We start from the raw sequence: 21,236 nt of genomic DNA, 5'->3' as shown, positions 1-21,236 counted from the left end.
GGTATGATCGTGTCACGAAAGTAATATATATCACTTTAATAAAGTTTAATGTAACGAATATAACTCAAAGGGGATGATGGAAACAATGAGTACTGTTCAATTCGTGTCAAATGATCTAATAGATCGGGCAAGAAAGCTTAACTCAACCTTGCTGTCAGACGTGATGGGATGCACCGGAGCGATGGATCATCAAATTAAACCTGTTGCAAGAGGCATGAATATAGTAGGGACTGCTTTTACCGTTAGCTTACGGCCAGGGGATAATTTATTTCTTCATCATGCGATCTACTCTGCTAAAGAAGGAGATGTACTGATTGTTGATGGAAAAGACCATAAAGGTCATGCATATTTAGGGGAATTGATGGCAGGTGTAGCAAAGGCTGTAGGAATAGAAGGAATCGTGATTGACGGGCTTGTTCGCGACAAACTCGCTTTAGAGGAGCTGGCTTTTCCGATATACAGTAAGGGGTTTATGCCAAACGGACCTTTTAAAGATGGTCCTGGGGAATTGAATCAAACCATCTCGTGCGGCGGTGTCAAAGTAGCACCAGGTGATTTAGTCATTGCTGACGATGATGGAGTCGTCATCGTTCCACAGGAGAAGGCGGAACACATGCTCACACTAGCGGAAGAGAAACAAGCGTATGAAAATCAGAGATTAAACACGATTCAACAATATATGGACGAAGGAAAGCAAGACACTAGTCTCTTAGCACCTGCATGGCTGGCAGGCAAATTGAAAAAATTTCAGGAATAGGGGAGAATCGGTGATGAAGATAGGCTTTATCGGTTATGGAGAAGCAGCATATGAGCTATCAACGGGATTGAAAACAGAAGGATTAGATCAATTTTATGCGTATGATGTACTGTTACAAAATGAGAAATTGGCTGGAGCGTTGAAAGAAAAAGCATCGCAGACAGGAGTTCAATTAACCAGCAGTATCAGCGAAGTCATTGAGAAATCTGATATTGTCATTGCAGCTGTGCCAGCGAATAAAACCTTAGAAGTGGCCCAATCTGTATCGGGAAGTTTGAAAGAGAATCGAGTATATGTAGATGTGTCAGCATCAACACCAGACATTAAAAAGCAAGTGGCCAATGAAATTGAAAAGCAAAAAGCTCTATTCGTAGATGCTGCCATGCTAGGGCCTCTTCCAGTCAACAAACACAAGGTTCCGATCACGGCAAGCGGCAGCGGAACCGACCAATTCATGAAAGTAATGAATGCTTATGGCATGAATATCACAAAAATCAGTGACCAGCCAGGAGATGCTTCTGCCTTAAAGCTGATCAGAAGTGTTTATATGAAGGGGATCGTTGGTCTCATGATTGAATTTTTGGAAATTTCCAAAAAATATAATGTGGAACAACAAGTGATTTCTTCATTAAGCGATACAATGGATAGCAAAAGTTTTGAAGAGACCATGAACCGTCTTGTGACAGGGAGTGCATTACATGCAAAACGACGAGCGATCGAGCTCCTTGGCTCTATTGAAATGTTAGATGAAGCAGAGGTTGATGCCAGCATGTCTCGGGCAGCGCAACAGAAGCTAGAGAGATTAGCAGACTTTCAATTCGTTGAACGGTTTAATGGGAAAAAGCCGGCCAGCTGGGAAGAAGTCATTGACGTGATGCAGCAGGGGTAATAAATTGTAAGCGTTTTATTTAACAAAGGGGAGGCGAAAAACGATATGGGTTTTATTGCGTTGATTGTATTCATAGCTGTCATCATTATATGGAATGTCGTCGTGAAACGGAATATGGGAGAAGCCATGCTATTAGGCTTTATTGCAACCACATTATTTGGCGGATTGGATGCATTAAGACTTTTCTGGGATGGATTAAAATTTGCATCCACATATGAGGTGCTCTATGCAGCTGTCGCATTTGTATTCATGGCTTATTTAATTGAAAAGCTGGAATTAATTCATGCACTCTTGCGAATCTTAAATTCGGTTGTAGGTAAACTTCCTGGTGGAGCGGCTTATATGAGTACGTTAGGCTCAGCAGTCTTAGGTGCTCTTTCAGGTTCAAATTCTGCAAACACAGCTGCCACTGGCTCTATCACGGCCTCTTGGATGATTAAATCAGGCTGGAGCCGAACCCATACAGCGACCATTTTAGCAGGGAATGGCGGACTTGGAGCGGCACTGCCTCCAAACTCTTCCATGTTTATCATGCTGGGGTTTGCACCAATTGCAGCCCTTGTATCTGAGGGAGATTTATATATTGCGCTTCTCATAGGAGGACTGTATCAAGTCGTATACCGATTTATTTTGGTGTATATTCTGGTGAAAAAGAATAAAATTCAGGCCATGCCGCCAGATGATATTCTTCCTTTTAGGGAAGCTGTGAAACAAGGGTGGAAGTCGATCTTTATTTTTTTCGGTGCCTTGATTCCTATCATTATCACAATTGGTCCACTGGCAAACTACTTAAAAAGTAATCCAAACATTGGACCAGAGGCAATGGATCAAATTTCTTTAATTACGTGGATTCCGATTCTCATGATGTTGATTAGTTTAACGATCGGGAGAAAAAAGGCGTCTGCACTTGATTGGTCTCAGTTTTTCAAGTCGGCCATTCCTAAATTTACAACGATCGGTGCCTTGATGCTGTTTGCTGTTGCGGCAAGTCAGGTGCTTGCTGAATTAGGATTGGCAGAAGATTTGACGCAAATCACATCAGTACTTACCATTCCGAAATGGCTCATGGTACTCATTGTGGGAATTCTTGTCACGCTGGTGGCTGGACCATTATCTTCAACAGCCACATTAACAGCTGTTGGACTTGTCTCGTTTTCAGCTTTAGTCTCAGTCGGAGTTGATCCAGTTGTGGCTGTTGTCGCCATTCTTGCTTTTTCATCGACAGAAGGCGCTTCCCCGCCGGCATCAGGATCGATTTTCATTGCTTCTGGTCTTGCAGGAGCCAAACCTGAGAAAACATTTATACCGCTGATTCTCTACTATATGCTGCCGATCGTGGGAATTGGCTGGCTCATCGGAATGGGAATACTTCCAGTATAGAAAGGAGAAACACATGAGAGCATTAATGGAATTATTATTTAAAGTGCTGCTTGTCCTGTTCTTAACGTCAGGAGCCCTGTTGGTATTCGGTCAAATACTAGGGATTCTCTTGCAAAAGGGTGATATGATTATTGCGAGTACGAATCTATTCAAAAACCCAACACTGGTGTTAAGTGCCTTTTTTAGTCTTGTTGGTTTCTCTCTCAATTATATTCCTGAAAAGAAAGACACCTCATTTAGCGATCATCCATCAGCATCAGCGAGTGATTCGCTCAAATAAGCAATAAACAGCTGGATTCAGTAAATGAATTCAGCTTTTTTGTGCGCGAGAAATAGGTATTAAAACCCAATACGTACGATTCATTTTTTGGTAAATTCACTTTCGATCATATGCCTCTTGTTCTAGTAAATGGTAACATAACGGAGGACTATTTAAGGGATAGAGGTGTTTGACGATATCTGGAGCAATCATCGGTTATAAAACAGCCTTGTATTCATTAAAGGCAGATATATCTATAAAAAAAGAACAAATCATCGAACTCAACATGTGCCGCAAAGAAATCAAAGAGGCAAAATCAACCCTGTCAGATGCCAGCAAGAAAATCACTCATCCAGATCTGACATCACAAACATGGTTTGGCCATTTGGCAGACACGTTTGATGACATTCGAGACGAAATGGCTTCCGCCAGTCAGGAAATAAAAGGTGTACAGCTAACCAATCTATTAAATCGAATTGATGAGAAAATCAATGACCTAACATCAGAGATCCAATCGTTAGAACATGAAATTCATTCGGTTGAAAGAAAAATAGAGAAAGAAAAGCAGAAACAACTGGAAGAAAAAAGAGGGTAGTCACATGACGAGAGAAATTAAAATAGATGCCAGTCAGGTCAAACGAGTATTACAGCAAGCAAAACAATCAGGCACTCAAATGAATGCAGCCCTTCCAACAACCATCAAAGGAAAAAATCAGCTCCTGACAGCAGACTCATTAGCAAAGATCAATCAACAGCTGAACGAATTAAGTAATTCCTATATAGGCATCCTTCAGAAACAGCTTGTACAAACAGAACAAGCGGTGAACACCATGATTGAAACGGACAAGGCGCTTGCTTCCAGCAGTAAAAGAAAATAAAGGAGAACGCAATGAAAACCCTTGACGCCTTTGCGCTAATAAACGGAATAGATCAAACGCTGAATGCGTTAAATCAGCAGTCACAGCAAATCAGCTCCATAGAAAAACAAATCCATCACATCATCTCACTCGATGGCGCACTAAAGGGAGAAGCAGGACAAGCTATCCGCGCCTTTTATACAGAATGCCATATTCCCTTCCTGCAATTCTTTCAGGTCGTCATTGAGGAATATAGCGCTGCATTAAAAAACACAAAGCAGGCTCTTCATGCACTAGAATCAAACGAGCACGGCTTTATCTCACAAGCGTTTATCGAAGATGATCTTGATCAAGGCTTAAAAAAAGCTGAACGTACGATTTCTGAAATCGTATCAGAGGTAAACCACGCCATCGGCAGAGTTGGTCATATTGTTCACTTGCCAAGTGTAGACGAATCAGCTTTTCAGCAAAACTATCAAAAGGCATGGCTTGAGACCTCAAGAACCATTGGTCTGCTTCATGCATTTGACAGGGAGCAGACAAGTGCTTTACATGAAACCAAAAGCTCCCTTCAAACAATGAAGCAATACATAGATACCTTAAGTACCATGTTCACCGGCCCAAAAATCGACATCACAAGCTATCAAAAGGGATCTATTTTCAAAGATGGAAAAAAAGAAAAAGTAAGCAGCACCATCAGTGGATTGAACGACAAAATAGACAACCCAAAAGACAATCCAATGCTCATCATGCTGAAGAAACTGAAAGAGAAACAACAAGCGAATGTGGAGACGGTTGTTCGGGAAACGCCGTCTAGTAAAATCAATCAAACCACATTAACTTTAAATGGAAAAGTATACAACATAAATGAGTACAAAAAGATCAACTTCGAACATGCCAAAACGGTTGACGTCATGCGAGATGGAATGCTGTATCGGTTACGAATATCAGAAAAAAACAAAGTAACGATTGAGAGCGTTAAACCGATTTCTGATGTAAAAACAGGCGATAAACCCCAAAATATTTTAAATAAAGCGGTTGAATTTACAGGAATAAACGATGCAATTCGGGTTATTACAGGAAGAGATCCAATTACAGGTGATAAAGTCGCGGATATGGATCGTTTGGTATCAGGGATGTACATGGTTCCAAGCACCAACATTGTTAAAGTGGGGAAATATGTTTTTAAGATTATTAAAGGGGAGAAAGCAGCTAAGAGGGTTCCAAAGGCTGGTAAAAGCTCTAAGACCATAGTGAAACTTCCTAGCAGACATGGTGCTCTTAATGAAGCTAAAAAGGATGCTGGCATTTTAAGATCTCAACATCCTGAATCAATTCGGCGTGTAGAGATGCGAACCGCTCCTCATGAAGGTGGGCGTGTAATAAAAGACGAATATGGTAAAATTATTTGGACTAAAGAGTATCTATATACTAATAACAAGGGTCAAAAAATTATCATACAAGATCATAGTGCAGGTCATAAAAAAGGTGGACAAGGGCCCCACTTTAATGTACGACCCTTTGATAATCCTAGAACAGGAAAAGTCCCAGGGACTAAAGAGCATTATCCATTTAAAAAATAATTAGAGGTGATATTATGTGGTTTGAAAAATTAGAGGAAAACTTCTTTTTAAAAAGTCTATACAAAGAGGTTCCCAACTTAGAAAACATACGAATTGAAGGTATCCATATTAAAGAGGAAGGTAGAAAAGTGACTTTGCATTTTGATATGCCGTATTATGCGGAAAATCCTCCGAAAAAATGGGGTCAATTAGGTTACAATTCGATTTCTCTCGAGGTGGACATTTTTGATATCCATTCTTTAGAAATAAAAACATCTTCAGATACATATAGAGGGAACATTGAAATAAATAAAAATGACCAAGATTTAATTGAAATTACTATTACAGGGGAGGTAACAGCAACAATAAAAGGAGACGTCGGCCTCATTCAATCAGTTAATGGTTATATTAATGGAGCTTTAGAAAAAGAGTAACGTAAAACGCATGTGACCCTTTTCAAGAAAGGGTCTTTAATATATCCAAGTAATAATAACTTAGACATCACATTTTCCTATGTCCTAAAATGCAGCCACTTTAAAAAATTGAAATAGGAGAGTTTTATGGACAAAAAACAAGAACTAATAAAACAAATCCAAACCGTCATCAACATCCTAGAAAAAGACTATTCCCAAAAAATCAATCAAGGTGTTCTCCAATTAATATACAAAAGATATAAGGATGCACAAAGGATCATTCAGAACAATGAAGATCTCCAAAAGATGTTGATCATTGGCGGGGTAAGAGCTTATTTGGATAGTTACAATGATTATTTAAACCCCTTTCTAGATGAATTACATAAAGCAGAGAGTTTGCTAAAAGAAATGTTGTAATAGATAGAATGGCTGTCTATAGTTCTAGATGAGGCTATTTTCTTTTAAAGATGTATAAACGGGGCATGAAAAAATCAGCAGCTTAACATAGAGGAGGCTCTTAAAATGCTCAATTTAACTCAAATCCTAAATTTGCACGTGAACAAACCAGCAAGTGACATACATATCAAAGAGGCAGAATCCCAGCTAAACATGGTACTGCCCCGTGCTTATAAGGAATTGCTGAAACAGACAAATGGATGTTCTGTTGGAGGCGATGTTCTACTATACGGAACTGAGGACATAGTGGAACGCAATGCAACGTGGGAGGTTCAGCAGTATGCAAGCGGCTATGCAGCAATTGGCGACGATGGCGGCGGGCGAGTATTTCTCATGCGGCAGGCAGAAGAGGAGAAAAAAGTGTGGATCGTCGATGCTGGTGTGATGGACCCTCAGCATGCGGAATTGGTGGCTGAAGACTTGTTGAGCTGGGTAAATGAGGGCTGTTTCATAGAAGTTTAGTCTATTAAGGAGATGATCAATTTGCCGTGGAATACATTGATCGCTGCATGCCTCGTGGTTGGGGTTCCTGTCGTTTTAATTGCAGCTGTTTATTTCATCTCGAAAAGGAAGAATAAGAAAACCAAATCATCCAACTGAAACGCTCTGTGACGCCAAATGTTATGGAGCTTTTTTGCATTCTCCCTCCATTCCTCCCATGGTATAATAAACACAGTTTATGAACGAGAGGATATGCAGGACATGAAAAATGAACCTATTGAGTTATTGACACAGCCGACATGGCGAATCATAGATCAATCGAGCCTAGGTCTCTATGTAGACCCAAAGCAATCCTTTGCGATGGATGATACGCTTTGCGCGTCGGTGGGGAAGGGCCTCTCACCAGCGACAGCCCGTTCTTGGGTGCATCACAATACGATTGTGCTTGGGATTCAGGATACAAGACTTCCTTTTCTCCAAGATGGTGTAAAGCTGCTTGAGGATGAAGGATATCGTGTGATTGTGCGCAATTCAGGCGGTCTTGCTGTGGTACTGGATGAAGGCGTACTGAATGTGTCTTTAATCTTTGCTGAACAAAAGAAGGGCATTGATATTGACCGCGGGTATGATGCGATGGTGGAATTGATCCGCCGGATGCTGTCGGTGTATGAGGTGGACATTGAAGCTTATGAAATTGTCGGCTCTTACTGTCCAGGCAGCTACGATTTGAGTATCAATGGGAAGAAATTTGCCGGCATTTCTCAGCGTAGATTACGCGGAGGGGTCGCTGTGCAAATCTATTTGTGTGCAGATGGAAGCGGTCGAAAACGAGCTGATTTGATTCGCCGTTTTTATGAGGTGGCCTTAAAGGATAAACGACATGAGGTGAAAGCGGTATTCCCTGATATACAGCCGGATACGATGGCATCCCTATCAGAATTAACTGGAGAACCAATTGACTGTGCGCTTCTCATGCGTCTTTTACTAGAAGAACTCCAAAAGCTGAGCGAACAACTGACAGCTTCAGGACTGACCACCGAGGAACAGCTAGAGTTTGAGAAAAATATGACGCGGATGATTGAGCGAAATGAGAAAGTGTTCTCGTAAACACATCTTTCCATCTTAAAAATTAGGGGTGATGTAATGGAAACGAAACTTCTGAAAGCCATTGAACTTCGAGAAAGTGGCCATCTTCAAGAATCCAATGACATGCTCACCCGTCTTGTAGAAGAGTATCCAGACCATGCCTCCATTCACTATCAATGTGCTTGGAGTTATGATGTGTTAGGAAAGGAAAAACAAGCTGTCTTTTTTTATGAAAGGGCCATTGAGTTAGGATTGTCTTCAGAAGAACTAGAAGACGCTTTACTAGGGTTAGGAAGTACATACAGAACCTTAGGGGAATATGAAAAGTCAAAACAGATATTCCTGCATGCGATGGAAGCTTATCCGCATAATAAAGCCATTCAAACGTTTTATGCCATGACTTTGTATAATTTGAAGGAACATAGCAAAGCGATGGAAATATTACTGAACTGTTTAACTGAGACGACAAACGATCCTGCTATTTTGAGTTATCGAAAGGCCATTGATTTTTATTCGAATCAGTTAGATAGATTGTGGAAATAATAGTTGATTTGGCTACTTGAATAGATTTGGAGGGGCAATGTTATAAAAAAATCCCCTCCTTTGTTATGAAATTTTATTTATGTGATAGTCCTTTATGACATAAGAAAGAAGGAAAATGTATTGTCATTCATCACCACGTATTACCCGCTGTTTATGCTTTGTGTTTTGTCTTTGTTGTATGTGATGTATCGTATTCAGCCGATAGCCTCTGCGATTAAAAAAATCATCATTGTGCTCTGTGTGTTAACAAATGCCGCATATATTTGCTGGCGTCTCTTCTTTACACTGCCGCATGAAGGTACATTTAATATGATAATGGGCATCTTGCTTGTGGCCTGTGAATGTATTGGATTTTTACAGCTGCTTGTGTTTTATACACTTGTTTGGAAGCCTTCAAATCGGAAACAAGTCATGATCAGTGATCTTGAAAGGCTGCCAACAGTTGATATTTTCATAGCTACATATAATGAACCAATTGAAGTGCTAAAGCGCACGGTTGCAGGTTGTTTGAATCTGTCTTATCCAAAAGGCAGCGTCCATATTTATTTATGTGATGATGGCAAGAGGGAGTCTGTAGAGCAGCTTGCTTTTGAGTTTGGTGTTCATTATCTGACAAGAACAGATAACAAGTTTGCTAAGGCGGGGAATTTAAACCATGCGATGTCTCAAACGAATGGGGAGTTGATTCTCACACTTGATGCTGATATGGTCCCCCTTCCTGCCTTTTTAGAAAAGACAGTGCCTTACTTTCATGATGGAGCGACTGCGTTTGTTCAAGTTCCACAAGCATTTTATAACGAAGATCCTTTCCAATATAATATGTTCTCGAAGGATCGAATTCCAAATGAGCAGGACTTTTTCATGCAAACCCTCCAAGCTGGTAAAGATCGATTCAATGCGGTCATGTATGTCGGGAGTAATACGGTATTTAGAAGAACAGCATTAGAGGAAATTGGCGGATTTGCTACTGGGGTAATTACAGAAGACATGGCGACAGGAATGCTTCTCCAAGGGAAGTTCAAATCTGTGTCTGTCGGAGAGGTATTAGCTGTCGGTCTGGCACCTGAAAGCTGGCTTGATCTGTTAAAGCAGCGAGACCGGTGGTCGAGAGGGAACATTCAGTGCGCCCGTAAGTTTAATCCATTGAAGGTTCGCGGCTTAACGCTTATGCAGCGCGTTCTTTATTTAGATGGCATTGTGTATTGGTTTAACGGTTTGTTTAAAATGATTTACATTCTTACACCGATATTGTTTTTATTATTTGGTATTCAAAGTTTCTGGGCCGATTTTCAGTCCATTTTCATGTTTTGGCTGCCGGCGTTCTTTAGTTCGTATTTAGCGTTTAAACTGGTGTCGAATCAAAAAAGAAGTATGTTTTGGAGTCATATTTACGAAAGCTCTATGGCATTCCACCTGGCTGGTGTGGCTTTAAGTGAGCTATTTTTGAAGAAGAGGGTTGAATTCCTTGTCACACCGAAGGGAATTCAAACGGACAAGAGACATTTTCATTTGAAAACGATGATTCCTCATTTGATCTTCTTGCTACTCTCATTGCTTGTCCTTGTGAAAATAGGATACGATATGAAGGTAAATGGGACGATGAATGCTGATCTCACGTTGATTAATATTTTTTGGGTACTTTATAACGGTGCAGGGCTGTTCATGGCACTTATTGTGGCGTTTGATCGTCCGCGTTATCGAAAATCAGAGCGGTTTGTCATTGAAAAAGAGGGGCATCTTCGTTCCGATCATCAAGATGAGTCGATTGCTTGTTTTCTACTAGATATGAGTGATTCAGGTGCGCGTCTATCCATTCCATCGGATCAAGCTTCTTCTCTAAATCAAGGACAAATGCAATTATTCTTTTCAGAGAATGAAAGTGTGGCATGTGATGTGGTCTGGAGTCATCCGGAGGGAGACAAGCTGATGGTTGGTGTGGCTTTTACTGACACAGAAAAATCACAGTACCTATCACTGATCCGCTTCTTATTCACACGAGAGCACGTATCGATAACGGATCGTGAGAAAAAATCCTATGCTGTTCGGACATTTCTCCGCTTTGTAAGAGAATCGGAGAAAGTACCAAAGGCTATTCGGCGCAAATGGATGAGAAGACCGTTGCAAGGTGTGGCAGGCACGCTAGTCTATGAGGACCGGTTAGAAGAGAAGGTGCCGGTGAACATACATGATATTAGTTTATCTGGGTGTAAAATCGAGTCAGAGGCTTCAATTGAATTACATGACAAAGTGCTAATCACCATTGATACAGAATCTCTGACAGAGCAGCCGGCGATTGTGGTCTGGACATCACAAAAACGCGGCCGCACAATAGCCGGACTCAAGTTTGTTCAGCCTGAAATCAAGCAGATAGAAGAAAGAGAGGGAGTGGTTTCTTGAAATCCAAAAATGGCGGTTACCTCTATTTACTATGGCTTCCTGTCATCATGGGAGCCGGCTACGGCATTTCGCTTTTAGTGCCATTTCTTCAGCCTGTACTAACACTTGGCATCGCAGGTCTTTATATTTTTATGTTTGGTGATTTTCAAGTAAGGCAGGTCAAGTATATTTTTATGTTCGTGTTTTTGATCAATGTCCTTTTTAGTGTGATGCTATTTTTGGGCATTTAAAAAAGTGCTTCCCGAGGCGGGGAGCACTTTTTGTTATTCTGCCATTTTTTCGAGGTTGCCGTTCCGGTCCATTTTAAAGGTTGGTGCGGCACTATCGTCTTCTTCAAACAAAACTAGTTTTCTTGCACGGTTCATGATTTTGACGAGTGTTTCATAATCTTCTTGAATCGTGAGCTGATCCTTTTCGAGCTTTTTCACTTCAGCTTCTAGCTGCGAGACTTTATGAGAAAGCTCATTGTTTTCTCGTTTTAAGCGGCTGTTTTCCATACGTAAGGCAGTGGATTGCTGACCATCGCCTTCATAACGGCGTAAGAAATCAATGATATCGTCGATGGTTAATTCTTGATGCTGCCTAAATGGATTCGCTTCCGGCTTTTTCTCTGCGGTATTTGGGGCAGGAGAAGCCTGTGACAATAAATGTGATAAACTAGCTAACTCTTCATTGTAGCTTTGATCCACAAACTGAAGCTGTTCGGCAGTTTCAGCAGCTGGTGCAAATGTTTCTTCCTTTGCTGGCTCCAATTCCTGTGAGAATTCCTCCTGAGTGACCGTTTCTTCTACTTGCGGCTGATAAAGTAATCGTTTTTTCGCAGGCTGGCCATTGCCAAGTGCGCGCATCCGTTGTTTTCGCTGTTTTTTGGCAAGTGCCAACGCTTTTTCATATTGATGCCTCACGACAGCGTTCCATCTAAATCCGCATGCTGCGGAGGTGCGGTTCAGCTTGTCTCCTACTTCTTCAAACGCATTTAGCTGCGTACTGCCCTCTCTGACGTGACGTAAGACGGTTTCTGCCAAGAGGAGATCATTTTCCTCTGACCAAGCATCTTGTCTTTGTTTTGACATGTGTTTAAACCCCCATATGATTTGATGGTATTAGATTAGCCAAGTTCATGATGGTTTATACAAGTTTGCTAAAAGGATAGTGGAAAATACTAGCTTTTATGTAAGCGCGTCATTGGGACGGCAAAGCGTCTTGCAAGTCCAGCCGCTTCGATGTACAATGTTGGGTGGTATATTAATCACGATTGGCTGTCCAACTGTTTCATATAGAATGAAGTATCATCATTGAAAGGAAGCGTAAGACCATGGCTAATGAGTTTCGCGTATGTGACGATTGTGATGCGACGAACCTAAAGACGTTATTGCCTCGACTCAAATCGGTTGACCCTGATGCAAAAATTGAGATTGGCTGTCAATCTTATTGTGGTCCAGGACGAAAAAAGGCTTTTGCGTTTGTGAACAATCGCCCATTATCCGCACCAACAGAAGATGAATTACTCGAAAAGGTTCAAAAAAAAATCAATAAATGTCACTGAATGTGTTCAGTCGACCTAAAAAGAGGTCCGTCCCTGTCAGGTCGGGCTTTTTACGTCCATGCAATCTTTGAGAACACATTCACCAGCAAATTCAAGGATGTTTTCGGGAAAAGTTACCCGATATAATAGAAACACGTCTTAAAAAAAGAGGGACGAAACGATGGCGTATCCAAAAGGTAAATTATCTGAGGAAAAGGTATTTAAAGATCCTGTGCACCGTTATGTTCACGTAAGGGACGCATTAATATGGGATTTAATAGGAACAAGAGAATTTCAGCGCCTGAGACGGATTAAACAGCTAGGAACCACGTATTTGACGTTTCATGGTGCAGAACACAGCCGATTCAATCATTCACTCGGTGTATACGAGATTGTGAGACGAATTGTGGATGATGTGTTTAAAGGGCGGCCGGAATGGGATGAAGGAGAGCGCGAGCTTGTACTTAGTGCAGCCTTGCTTCATGACCTCGGACATGGTCCATTTTCTCATTCCTTTGAAAAGGTCTTCCACTTAGACCATGAATCGTTTACAAGAGATATTATTTTAGGGCAGACGGAAGTCAATGAAGTGCTCCGCCGGGTGAGTGATGATTTCCCGAAGCATGTGGCTGAAGTCATTGCCAAAACGTATCAAAACAAACAGGTAGTTAGTTTGATCTCAAGTCAAATCGATGCCGACCGAATGGACTATTTGCAGCGTGATGCCTACTATACAGGCGTCAGCTACGGCCACTTTGATATGGAACGTATTTTACGTGTGATGCGCCCGAGAGAAGATCAGATTGTGATGAAGCAGAGCGGGATGCATGCGGTAGAAGATTATATTATGAGCCGTTATCAAATGTACTGGCAAGTCTATTTCCACCCAGTGACACGCAGTGCTGAAGTCATTTTAACGAAAATCCTTCATCGTGCAAAAGAGCTGCATGAAACGGGTTATATTTTTACACATGCCCCAGTTCATTTTTACTCAATCTTTGAGGGAAATGTCACCACAGAGGACTATATTAAGCTGGATGAATCTATTGTTTTATTTTATTTTCAGGCGTGGGAAGATGAAGAAGATCACGTGCTGGCCGATTTGTGCCGCCGTTTTATGAACCGCCGATTGTTCCAATATACAGAGTTTAATCCAAATGAAGAAATGACGAAATATTTCAAGCTGACCGCCTTGTTTAAGGAGGCAGGAATTGATCCTGACTACTATTTAGTGGTCGACTCGTCTTCTGACTTGCCCTATGACTTTTATAGACCAGGAGAGGAAGAAGAGAGGCTGCCAATTCACCTTTTGACGCAAAGTGGTCATATTAAAGAACTGTCGAGACAGTCAGATATTGTTGACGCCATTTCCGGTAAACGAAGAACCGATCATAAACTTTATTTCCCGATGGACTTAATTGTAGATATGTCGGAAAAAGCTGAAGAAAAGAAGGCGATCATGAAGCTGCTTGGTTTGGGATAAAGAAGTACTGAAAAAGGAGATGTCGGGAATTTGTTGAAAGAGCATGCAAAGTTGATGAAGGTATTCTCTGAATCAGGGGAAATCGTTGGACGGAAGAAGCTGCAAAAGATGATTTACATAGCAAAAAAGCTAGATTTGCCTTTTTACGAGAAATACGATTTTCATTTTTATGGCCCCTATTCAGAGGAGTTGACGCTCAGAATTGAAGAGCTGTGCAACCTTGGATTCTTGGACGAAATGAAGGAAAAAAAGGGCGGATACTATCAATATCGCTATTCGCTGACGGACAATGGGAAAGAGTTTCTCGATCAATGTGAAGTGGACATGCCTGACCTCAAAGTGCTGACGCAGCAGATGAACGAGCAATCGTCCCGTTTCCTAGAGCTTGTCTCAACGATTTTATATTTTGATGACCTGCCAGAAGATGAGATAAAGGAAAAGGTCTTCACCATTAAAAGCAAGCAGCGTTATACGGACGAAGAATTTGAGGCTGCCCTTGCTTATATTGATCAGTTGAAGGAATTGAACTAACGAGAAGAACCAGTATGTGATGGCTGATGGCTAGAACAGACTGGTTTTTATTTTTGTACAGAAACAAGCCGACCGCATGGATCGACTTGTATTTTATGAATGGTAATAAGAGAATCTTGCTAAAAATTGTTTTGTACGTTCTTCTTTCGTCTGTTCAAAGACTTCTTCCGGCGTACCTGATTCGACGATGACTCCATCCTCCATGAAAATCACCCTGTCAGCAATATCATAGGCAAAGCTCATCTCGTGGGTGACGATGATCATGGTGACCCCGGTTTGTGCTACCTGTTTAATGACATCAAGCGTTTCTCCTACAAGTTCTGGATCTAATGCAGAGGTCGGTTCGTCGAATAAAATGACTTCTGGATTCAAAGCCAGTGCCCGTGCAATGCCGACTCGCTGCTGCTGTCCGCCGGATAATTGATGCGGATAGGCATCCTTTTTCTCCAGTAATCCGACCTTTGTGAGTAATTGGAGAGCTGTGTCATAGGCTTGATCTTTCGGTTGTTTACGGGCAATGACTAAACCTTCCATGACGTTTTCAATTGCTGTTTTATGAAGAAATAGATCGTATTGCTGAAAGACCATGGCGGTTTTTCTGCGAAGTGCGAGAATGTCTTTAGGTCTTGCTTGATTGAACTTGACGGTCGTGTGATCAATGCTGATTTCTCCTTGATCTGCACGCTCAAGAAAATTCAAGCATCGCAGAAAGGTTGATTTTCCAGAACCGCTCGGACCTAAAATGACGACCACTTCGCCTCTTTCTATCGTTAAATCAATTCCTCTCAGAATCTGATTTTTACCGAACGCTTTATGCACCTGTTTGATATCAATCATGCCAATCGTCTCCTTTTGTTTTTGTGTCCATATTTCTCATATCCGGCTGTAATGGCTTCGATAGAGGCACACAGGGCCCAGTAAATCAGGGCAACTGCGATGTATGCTTCAAGATAACGATAGTTCACATTGGCTTTAATTAAAGCGCCGTTTAAAATATCGACCACAGACACCATAGAAACGAGAGAAGAGGCTTTGATTAAACTGATCAGCATGTTGTTCAGCATTGGAAGGGAGATGGGAAAGACTTGCGGTATGATGACCCTTCTTAAAACCTGTCTGCTGGTGAAACCAACGGATAGAGCAGCATCGAATTGTCCCTTTGGAATAGATGCAAGAGAGCTTCGAAATATTTCAGATAACCCGCTTACGGCATATAAAGTAAGGGCGAAAATGGCAATCCATCGTCTGTCCAAATCACTGAAACGAATCTGAAGAGAAAGAGATGCAGCCAAATGGTCCAGTGAATCGGAAAAAAGCAGATAAGATACGAGCAAAATCAGGACAACCGGAATTGCTTTAAAAATAGCCACAAACCATTTGAACAAGGGAGACAATACAGGCACCTGATAAAAACGGATAAGGGCAATACCAAATCCAAAGACAGAGCCAAATAATAGCGGGAGAAAGCCTAATAGCAATGTCGTTGGCAAATAATGAAGTGCGGCTATAAAGGCCTGCAACATAAAGGCAACATCAAAATCCACTCAGATCGCTCCTTTCTTATGATGTAGTAAAGTCTCCGCCCAATATTTTCTTAGACAATTCAGCGAGCTTGCCGTTATCGATTAGTTTTTGTAATGCTTGATCAATGTCTTTTTGAAGTTTCGTATTGTTTTTTTGATAAAGATAATACGTTTTAGATACGTTTACAGGCTTTCCAGAGGTGACTAGATTGGCATTAAATTGTTTGTTTAGCTTGTTGACGTCATACTTTGTGAGCAGGGCCGCATCGACTGTGCCATTTTGAAGGTTTTTGACGAGAATCTCGTTCCCGCCATCTCCGTAGACAATGTCAATTTTCCGATCATGCTTTTTGTTATATTGCTCAAGAAGATAAGCGAAATTACTTCCTGTAGAGGTGTGCACTTTGTGTCCAGCCAAATCGTCAAGGCTTTGAAAATCATGACCGGAGGCTTTATCAACAACCACATAGCTTGTATAATCTGTGTAGCCAACTTTTCCAAATAGATATTTCTTCTGGCGCTCATCATTGATTTCATATTGATGGGCAGCGAGATCTACTTTACCAGCATCTAAAGCGGGCAGAATATTTTTAAATTCGAAGGATTCATATTTAAACTTATATTGTGGAAGCAGCTGATCCACTTCAACTAATACAGCCTTCTCATAGCCAGTTAATTTGCCGTTTTCATCTAAGTAAACGAAAGGCTGGTAAGCATTCCCTGTGCCAACGATGATTTCCTTCGCATCTGGATCATTATTCGCTGATTCTGCTTTGACTTCATTCGATTGTTCCGTATTTCCGCAGGCAGCAAGCAGCAATGAGCCAAGTGTAAGCAGACCGATGATGTAATGTTTTTTGAATTGTTTGTTATTTTTCATGTGAAATCCTCCTCGTTTTACTTCGCACGCTTTTCGACTGTGAAAGCCGTTTCGGGTCTTTTTAAGGAAACGAATGTCGTCTGACGCTGTTTTCTTGTTTTCGGTGTATTGATCTGTTTTTCCAATAGGTCAAACGCTTTTTCCAGCAGCAGACTTAACAAAATAAAAATGACGGCAGCAATAAAGTATCCTTCTAATACGCGATAGTATAAAGCCCCTAATGTTTGAACCTTTCCTATAATATCCATCACGCCCAATGTGAAGGCGAGGGAGGTATTTTGTAATAAGTTGACAATGGCTACGCCAATATTCGGGAGCGCGATTCTACCTGCTTGAGGAATGAGTGTCCTTCTATAAATCTGCCATTTCGTCAGCCCGATTGAGGCAGCCGCTTCATATTGAGATGCTGGGACACTTGATAAGGCTGATCGGAATATTTCTGAAAAGTAGGCAGCTGTATTGAGTCCATATGTAATATAAAGAAAGATCAATTTGTTCCACATGGAGATATCAAGGCCAATTGCTGCGAGCACACCTGGCAGACCATAAAAGACAATAAACATTTGAACCAGGATAGGCGTTCCGCGAATAAAAGAGACATAGACTGCACTGAGTTGGTGCAGAACAGGAATGCGCTCAATTCGAAAATAAGCAAGGATGAATCCAAGAAAGCTGCCAATCAAAGTGGCAAATAAAACAATCAGCAAGGTCGTTGGAAGGGCTGATAATACTTTAGGAAAGAGTGTGACTACGTACTCCCATTTGAAAAACTCACCCACGTTGAATCACCTCCTATGTAGAAGTCGTTTCGACTTTTTCTTCTGCGGGTGGTGTCCCTAGAATGTCTGGATCAAAGCGTTCAGGGATAAGCACTTTATACATCAAAACACCTAAATCTCCATTTTCAGCCTCGCGTTCAATATATTTTGTATATCCTTTTCGTTCGTACATCTCTAAAAGCCAAGGGTGTTTCCGGCCAGAAGTGCCCAGTGTATATGCAGGCGCTTTATATGTCTGCCTAAGCAAGGTGTTTTCTACATAATCGAGCAGCTTATTTCCAATCCCTTGACCGGCTAAATCAGGAGCTGTCGCAAACCACCAAACAAATGGATAGCCTGAGACCGGCTCAGTGCTCTCCCAAGGAAAACGTATGGTGATGGTAGATATGAGCCGGCCGTCTCGTTCTAATACAACGGCAGCGGACTGTTTAATGTTTTCTGTGACCATTTCAAGCGTGGCGTTCGTGGAGGGCCAATCGATGCCCATTTCACCAAGTGGTTTAAATGCACTGGACAGCAATTCCAAAAAAGCTGGTGCATCTTCTTCGGTAGCGATGCGAAAAATATCTCGACTCATGACAAACCTCCATTCAAAATGTAATGTCAGATTAACGCTTTTCTTAAAGTCTCGATATCTGGATTCAGCAATGCTTGATACACGTGGGAATCATGGCTGATCTCAACTACAGGCACATAGCGGACACCGTATTTTGCTTCTAAAATGTTTCTGTAATCGTCATGCTCTGTGACATCAATCGTTGAAAAAGGAATCTGCTGTTCGTTGAAGTAGGATTGAATGTCCTTGCAATAACTGCATCCATTTTTGCTCCATAAAATGATTTTTTGACTGTTTGACATTAGACGTTCACCTCTTGATTGATTGGTTTTTGGTTTGTTTGTTCTTGATCAAGTGCTTCTTTTAATAAAGTAATAGACGTGATCCTTTTATCAATATCTACGATTGGCGACAGCACGATGAATTCATTGATATCGTATGACTCGGATAGCTCAGTCAACCTGTGATGAACGGTTTCTTTTGTGCCAGCGGTGTAGCCGGTTTTTTGTACGTGAATGTTGTAGTGTTCCTTCTCCGTTTCTTTCACCAGTTTTTCTGCATCCTCTAACGATGTGACATTCAGCTTTCTTCCATCGGAAAAGGAGACCTTTACTGTTTCCTTTTGTTTGATGTGCGAGAGTGCTTGTTCGTGATCTTCAGCTACAGAAACGGTGATGGCAAGAAGGAACTGCTGGCGGGTGCCCGCTTTCTGATATGTTTGGAAGGTCTCTCTTGCTTCTTTTAATAAGGCTTCATCTCCATTAATAAAGAAGGCAAACACAAAGGAGATACCAAGTTTTGCTGCGAATTCAGCGCTCTCCGTACTTCCCCCTAAAAGGAAGATGTCGGGTGATATACGCGGGATGGGCTGAGCATTCAAGTCATTTGTGTGTTCCGTCAGATAGGTGTTGAGATCCACTAATTTTTGAGAAAAATCCTTTCGTGACGCCTGATAATCTTCCTGAAGAGCTTGTGTCGATAGGTTCAGTCCTCCCGGTGCTTTCCCAACACCTAAATCGACCCTTCCAGGCGCTAATGATGCCAGGACGTGAAATGTTTCAGCCACCTTAAACGGACTGTAATGCTGAAGCATGACGCCACCAGACCCAATGCGTAGGTTGTTTGTTTTTGCTAAGAGATAGCCGGCAAGAGCTTCAGGTGAAGAACCTGCTACTTGAGGGTTATTGTGATGTTCAGACACCCAAAACCTGTGATAGCCAAGCTGATCCGCTGCTTCAGCCAATCTGACAGTATGCTGAATGCCCGTCTCTGCGTTCTCGTTTTCACCGACAAGGCTTTGATCAAGAATACTAAGGGTGAACGACATTGGCTGTTCCTCCTATCAGACTTTGATATTGAGATAATGCGAGGTTTAACCTGTTTGCGGCATCTGAATCAAGTAAATAATCACCTGATTCCTGCTTTGTGACCTGTTGATCCACGACATACACGCCAGATTGAACAACCGTTGCACCAAGTTGATGAATAATCGGTTTAAGAGCATATTCAATGACGAGCAGGTGACCGTAGGTTCCTCCTAAAACGAACGGAAGGACGGGTTTTCCTTGCAACACTTTCTGTGGAAGTAAATCTAAAAACGTTTTTAAAATACCGGAAAATGAAGCTTTGTAGACAGGCGTTAACACAATGACACCGTCACTCTCATTCACAAGTTCAATGGCCTTGACAATCTCTTCGTTTGAAAAGTCCGCACGTATTAGTGCGCTGCTAGGCAGCTGGTGAACTTGAATGATATGTACATCGATTCCATTGATCGTTAAATGCTGCTGAACATGCTGCAGTACACCGGTTAATCGAGATTGGACGGAATGTCCGCCTGCTATAATCGTTACTTTCGTCAATTCGTCTCCTCCATTTCACATAATTCCTTCTAAACAACTTGGAATAGTTGATAATATAAATTATAATAAGGCAAACCAATTGAAAAGTATAATTAGTAATCATAAATACACGATTCAGTTATTTAAAATATAGAGAAAAGAGGGGTTTTTATGGAGATTCGTGCGATCCGCACCTTTGCCACCATCGTGAAATATGGGAATTTTTTAAAAGCAGCAGAAGCACTGAATTATTCTCAGCCAACCATTACCTTGCACATCAAACATTTAGAAGAGGAAATTGGAGAGAAGCTTCTAGAGAGAGGGAAGACCTTAAAGTTAACAGCATCAGGACAGCTTTTTTATGAAAGAGCCAATTCTTTACTCAATGAATATGAGAAACTGACGAAAACGCTCCAAGATTTAGAAGTGGGCATTGCGGGATTAATTCGCATCGGTGTTTCTGAGCCTACTGCCAGTTTAGAATTCCCGGCGCTCCTTGCAGAATTCAAGGAAAGGTTTCCGAATGTAGAATTTTCTGTGCAAGTAGCAGATGCAAATACACTGAGTTCCTTGCTTTCCCATGATGAGATTGATTTTGCGATTTGCGGCGCACCAGAAGCTTCGATGGAAAATAGCTATAAGCCGCTTTTTCAAGATGATATCGTCCTGCTGGTCCCGTCTTCCCATCGATTGGCGGAAAAAGAGGCAGTGGAGGTAACAGATTTAGAAAATGAGACCATATTATTCACACCGCACAATTGCCCCATTCGCATTCAAATTGAACAACAAATCGTCGATGGCATTGGGACAAATTATAAGAAATTAGAGATTACTAGCAGCATGTCCCATAAACATTATGTTCAGGCGGGCTTAGGAGTTTCTCTGTTTACACGAACGGCTCATTCTTTTACACTCCCCGGTACGAAGGTATTAGAAATAAAGGGCATTCAAGTTTCCCCGCCAGTTGGTCTATTGAGGAAAACAAATGATACGCCTGGAAGAGCTGTGCTCCAGTTTATTGATCTCATTGAAAATCGATTGCACCAGCACCAACCATCATAAAAAGAGGGGTTAGCCT

Annotated in this window: 27 protein-coding genes; 18 read left to right on the top strand and 9 right to left on the bottom strand. The window is 41.5% G+C overall.

The genetic code is table 11. The features are described from left to right. Positions 1 to 85 precede the first annotated feature (85 nt). From MHI46_RS17830 to MHI46_RS17765, 14 genes are all read left to right on the top strand, one after another. The gene (locus MHI46_RS17830) at positions 86 to 757 is read left to right on the top strand and encodes an RraA family protein (protein WP_082700881.1); all 672 of its coding nucleotides are present in this window, start codon (positions 86 to 88) and stop codon (positions 755 to 757) included. A 13-nt stretch (positions 758 to 770) separates the two neighbouring features. After that, positions 771 to 1,646 (top strand): prephenate dehydrogenase/arogenate dehydrogenase family protein, encoded by an 876-nt coding sequence (locus MHI46_RS17825; protein ID WP_260774977.1) that lies wholly within the window; start codon positions 771 to 773, stop codon positions 1,644 to 1,646. A gap of 45 nt (positions 1,647 to 1,691) precedes the next feature. Next, on the top strand, positions 1,692 to 3,026 hold the full coding sequence (locus tag MHI46_RS17820) for a TRAP transporter large permease subunit (protein ID WP_039182254.1): 1,335 nt from the start codon (positions 1,692 to 1,694) through the stop codon (positions 3,024 to 3,026). Between the two features lie 13 nt (positions 3,027 to 3,039). Further along, complete coding sequence (locus MHI46_RS17815) at positions 3,040 to 3,306, top strand: hypothetical protein (RefSeq protein WP_039182253.1); 267 nt, start codon at positions 3,040 to 3,042, stop codon at positions 3,304 to 3,306. Between the two features lie 175 nt (positions 3,307 to 3,481). After that, the gene (locus tag MHI46_RS17810; RefSeq protein ID WP_144490232.1) at positions 3,482 to 3,880 is read left to right on the top strand and encodes a DUF5082 family protein; all 399 of its coding nucleotides are present in this window, start codon (positions 3,482 to 3,484) and stop codon (positions 3,878 to 3,880) included. Positions 3,881 to 3,884: 4 nt separating this feature from the next. Further along, complete coding sequence (locus MHI46_RS17805; protein ID WP_064498874.1) at positions 3,885 to 4,163, top strand: YwqI/YxiC family protein; 279 nt, start codon at positions 3,885 to 3,887, stop codon at positions 4,161 to 4,163. Positions 4,164 to 4,174: 11 nt separating this feature from the next. Next, the gene (locus MHI46_RS17800) at positions 4,175 to 5,725 is read left to right on the top strand and encodes a T7SS effector LXG polymorphic toxin (RefSeq protein ID WP_342502985.1); all 1,551 of its coding nucleotides are present in this window, start codon (positions 4,175 to 4,177) and stop codon (positions 5,723 to 5,725) included. A 14-nt stretch (positions 5,726 to 5,739) separates the two neighbouring features. Beyond that, positions 5,740 to 6,138, top strand: a complete 399-nt coding sequence (locus MHI46_RS17795) for an Imm50 family immunity protein (RefSeq protein ID WP_144489900.1) — start codon at positions 5,740 to 5,742, stop codon at positions 6,136 to 6,138. Positions 6,139 to 6,264: 126 nt separating this feature from the next. Next, a complete protein-coding gene (locus MHI46_RS17790; RefSeq protein WP_144489901.1) occupies positions 6,265 to 6,534 on the top strand; it encodes a hypothetical protein in 270 nt (89 codons plus the stop codon). Positions 6,535 to 6,621: 87 nt separating this feature from the next. Further along, the gene (locus MHI46_RS17785; protein ID WP_260981865.1) at positions 6,622 to 7,035 is read left to right on the top strand and encodes an SMI1/KNR4 family protein; all 414 of its coding nucleotides are present in this window, start codon (positions 6,622 to 6,624) and stop codon (positions 7,033 to 7,035) included. 240 nt (positions 7,036 to 7,275) lie between these two features. Beyond that, on the top strand, positions 7,276 to 8,121 hold the full coding sequence (locus MHI46_RS17780; RefSeq protein ID WP_039182234.1) for a lipoate--protein ligase family protein: 846 nt from the start codon (positions 7,276 to 7,278) through the stop codon (positions 8,119 to 8,121). A gap of 36 nt (positions 8,122 to 8,157) precedes the next feature. Further along, positions 8,158 to 8,643, top strand: coding sequence for a tetratricopeptide repeat protein (locus tag MHI46_RS17775; protein ID WP_047202590.1), 486 nt, complete (start codon positions 8,158 to 8,160; stop codon positions 8,641 to 8,643). Between the two features lie 120 nt (positions 8,644 to 8,763). Continuing rightward, positions 8,764 to 11,040, top strand: a complete 2,277-nt coding sequence (locus MHI46_RS17770; protein ID WP_342502984.1) for a glycosyltransferase — start codon at positions 8,764 to 8,766, stop codon at positions 11,038 to 11,040. Then, positions 11,037 to 11,270: a DUF5970 family protein gene (locus MHI46_RS17765; protein WP_058838521.1), complete on the top strand. Its 234-nt coding sequence runs from the start codon at positions 11,037 to 11,039 to the stop codon at positions 11,268 to 11,270. Before MHI46_RS17770 ends, MHI46_RS17765 begins: the two co-directional genes overlap by 4 nt. A gap of 33 nt (positions 11,271 to 11,303) precedes the next feature. Here MHI46_RS17765 and MHI46_RS17760 read toward each other — a convergent pair whose 3' ends face one another. Further along, complete coding sequence (locus tag MHI46_RS17760) at positions 11,304 to 12,113, bottom strand: RsfA family transcriptional regulator (protein WP_034281253.1); 810 nt, start codon at positions 12,111 to 12,113, stop codon at positions 11,304 to 11,306. A gap of 242 nt (positions 12,114 to 12,355) precedes the next feature. Between MHI46_RS17760 and MHI46_RS17755 the strand changes: the two genes are divergently transcribed. The 3 genes from MHI46_RS17755 to MHI46_RS17745 all read left to right on the top strand — a co-directional run bounded on the left by MHI46_RS17755 (position 12,356) and on the right by MHI46_RS17745 (position 14,579). After that, positions 12,356 to 12,586, top strand: coding sequence for a DUF1450 domain-containing protein (locus MHI46_RS17755; RefSeq protein ID WP_129193132.1), 231 nt, complete (start codon positions 12,356 to 12,358; stop codon positions 12,584 to 12,586). A gap of 160 nt (positions 12,587 to 12,746) precedes the next feature. Next, positions 12,747 to 14,048 carry an HD domain-containing protein gene (locus tag MHI46_RS17750; protein WP_007497716.1) on the top strand — a complete coding sequence of 434 codons (1,302 nt, stop codon included), beginning with the start codon at positions 12,747 to 12,749 and terminating at the stop codon, positions 14,046 to 14,048. A 30-nt stretch (positions 14,049 to 14,078) separates the two neighbouring features. After that, positions 14,079 to 14,579: a YwgA family protein gene (locus tag MHI46_RS17745; protein WP_212043533.1), complete on the top strand. Its 501-nt coding sequence runs from the start codon at positions 14,079 to 14,081 to the stop codon at positions 14,577 to 14,579. A 93-nt stretch (positions 14,580 to 14,672) separates the two neighbouring features. Here MHI46_RS17745 and MHI46_RS17740 read toward each other — a convergent pair whose 3' ends face one another. From MHI46_RS17740 to ssuE, 8 genes are read right to left on the bottom strand one after another with little or no spacing between them, the layout of a single operon-like run. Further along, a complete protein-coding gene (locus tag MHI46_RS17740; protein ID WP_342502983.1) occupies positions 14,673 to 15,416 on the bottom strand; it encodes an amino acid ABC transporter ATP-binding protein in 744 nt (247 codons plus the stop codon). Beyond that, a complete protein-coding gene (locus MHI46_RS17735; protein WP_047202585.1) occupies positions 15,413 to 16,123 on the bottom strand; it encodes an ABC transporter permease subunit in 711 nt (236 codons plus the stop codon). Before MHI46_RS17735 ends, MHI46_RS17740 begins: the two co-directional genes overlap by 4 nt. 16 nt (positions 16,124 to 16,139) lie before the next feature. Then, positions 16,140 to 16,982, bottom strand: a complete 843-nt coding sequence (locus MHI46_RS17730; RefSeq protein WP_260774968.1) for a transporter substrate-binding domain-containing protein — start codon at positions 16,980 to 16,982, stop codon at positions 16,140 to 16,142. Between the two features lie 17 nt (positions 16,983 to 16,999). After that, entirely contained in the window at positions 17,000 to 17,761 is a 762-nt protein-coding gene (locus MHI46_RS17725; RefSeq protein WP_048237685.1) for an amino acid ABC transporter permease, read from the bottom strand. Positions 17,762 to 17,774: 13 nt separating this feature from the next. Next, positions 17,775 to 18,338, bottom strand: a complete 564-nt coding sequence (locus MHI46_RS17720; protein WP_058838526.1) for a GNAT family N-acetyltransferase — start codon at positions 18,336 to 18,338, stop codon at positions 17,775 to 17,777. Between the two features lie 26 nt (positions 18,339 to 18,364). Continuing rightward, a complete protein-coding gene (locus MHI46_RS17715) occupies positions 18,365 to 18,619 on the bottom strand; it encodes a glutaredoxin family protein (protein ID WP_059377943.1) in 255 nt (84 codons plus the stop codon). Next, a complete protein-coding gene (locus tag MHI46_RS17710; RefSeq protein ID WP_260774967.1) occupies positions 18,619 to 19,644 on the bottom strand; it encodes an LLM class flavin-dependent oxidoreductase in 1,026 nt (341 codons plus the stop codon). The genes MHI46_RS17715 and MHI46_RS17710 overlap by 1 nt, the downstream gene beginning before the upstream one ends. Further along, a complete protein-coding gene (gene ssuE, locus MHI46_RS17705) occupies positions 19,628 to 20,179 on the bottom strand; it encodes an NADPH-dependent FMN reductase (RefSeq protein ID WP_099663753.1) in 552 nt (183 codons plus the stop codon). Before ssuE ends, MHI46_RS17710 begins: the two co-directional genes overlap by 17 nt. A gap of 150 nt (positions 20,180 to 20,329) precedes the next feature. Here ssuE and MHI46_RS17700 point away from each other — a divergent pair, with 150 nt between their 5' ends. Beyond that, the gene (locus tag MHI46_RS17700) at positions 20,330 to 21,220 is read left to right on the top strand and encodes a LysR family transcriptional regulator (protein ID WP_251180975.1); all 891 of its coding nucleotides are present in this window, start codon (positions 20,330 to 20,332) and stop codon (positions 21,218 to 21,220) included. The last annotated feature ends 16 nt before the right edge of the window (positions 21,221 to 21,236 follow it).

The organism is Bacillus sp. FSL K6-1000 (assembly GCF_038630785.1).
Classification (GTDB): domain Bacteria; phylum Bacillota; class Bacilli; order Bacillales; family Bacillaceae; genus Bacillus; species Bacillus safensis.
This window is presented reverse-complemented; position numbering and strand designations above follow the sequence as displayed.

Excerpts from the sequence above, each read along its gene's own strand:
- MHI46_RS17825 (WP_260774977.1), top strand. The coding sequence starts at position 771 with ATGAAGATAGGCTTTATCGGTTATGGAGAAGCAGCATATGAGCTATCA.
- MHI46_RS17805 (WP_064498874.1), top strand. The coding sequence starts at position 3,885 with ATGACGAGAGAAATTAAAATAGATGCCAGTCAGGTCAAACGAGTATTA.
- MHI46_RS17700 (WP_251180975.1), top strand. The coding sequence starts at position 20,330 with ATGGAGATTCGTGCGATCCGCACCTTTGCCACCATCGTGAAATATGGG.
- MHI46_RS17800 (WP_342502985.1), top strand. The coding sequence starts at position 4,175 with ATGAAAACCCTTGACGCCTTTGCGCTAATAAACGGAATAGATCAAACG.
- MHI46_RS17795 (WP_144489900.1), top strand. The coding sequence starts at position 5,740 with ATGTGGTTTGAAAAATTAGAGGAAAACTTCTTTTTAAAAAGTCTATAC.
- MHI46_RS17755 (WP_129193132.1), top strand. The coding sequence starts at position 12,356 with ATGGCTAATGAGTTTCGCGTATGTGACGATTGTGATGCGACGAACCTA.
- MHI46_RS17830 (WP_082700881.1), top strand. The coding sequence starts at position 86 with ATGAGTACTGTTCAATTCGTGTCAAATGATCTAATAGATCGGGCAAGA.
- MHI46_RS17730 (WP_260774968.1), bottom strand. The coding sequence starts at position 16,982 with ATGAAAAATAACAAACAATTCAAAAAACATTACATCATCGGTCTGCTT.
- MHI46_RS17760 (WP_034281253.1), bottom strand. The coding sequence starts at position 12,113 with ATGTCAAAACAAAGACAAGATGCTTGGTCAGAGGAAAATGATCTCCTC.
- MHI46_RS17720 (WP_058838526.1), bottom strand. The coding sequence starts at position 18,338 with ATGAGTCGAGATATTTTTCGCATCGCTACCGAAGAAGATGCACCAGCT.
- MHI46_RS17790 (WP_144489901.1), top strand. The coding sequence starts at position 6,265 with ATGGACAAAAAACAAGAACTAATAAAACAAATCCAAACCGTCATCAAC.
- MHI46_RS17780 (WP_039182234.1), top strand. The coding sequence starts at position 7,276 with ATGAAAAATGAACCTATTGAGTTATTGACACAGCCGACATGGCGAATC.
- MHI46_RS17740 (WP_342502983.1), bottom strand. The coding sequence starts at position 15,416 with ATGATTGATATCAAACAGGTGCATAAAGCGTTCGGTAAAAATCAGATT.
- MHI46_RS17820 (WP_039182254.1), top strand. The coding sequence starts at position 1,692 with ATGGGTTTTATTGCGTTGATTGTATTCATAGCTGTCATCATTATATGG.
- MHI46_RS17715 (WP_059377943.1), bottom strand. The coding sequence starts at position 18,619 with ATGTCAAACAGTCAAAAAATCATTTTATGGAGCAAAAATGGATGCAGT.
- MHI46_RS17775 (WP_047202590.1), top strand. The coding sequence starts at position 8,158 with ATGGAAACGAAACTTCTGAAAGCCATTGAACTTCGAGAAAGTGGCCAT.
- MHI46_RS17710 (WP_260774967.1), bottom strand. The coding sequence starts at position 19,644 with ATGTCGTTCACCCTTAGTATTCTTGATCAAAGCCTTGTCGGTGAAAAC.
- MHI46_RS17815 (WP_039182253.1), top strand. The coding sequence starts at position 3,040 with ATGAGAGCATTAATGGAATTATTATTTAAAGTGCTGCTTGTCCTGTTC.
- MHI46_RS17750 (WP_007497716.1), top strand. The coding sequence starts at position 12,747 with ATGGCGTATCCAAAAGGTAAATTATCTGAGGAAAAGGTATTTAAAGAT.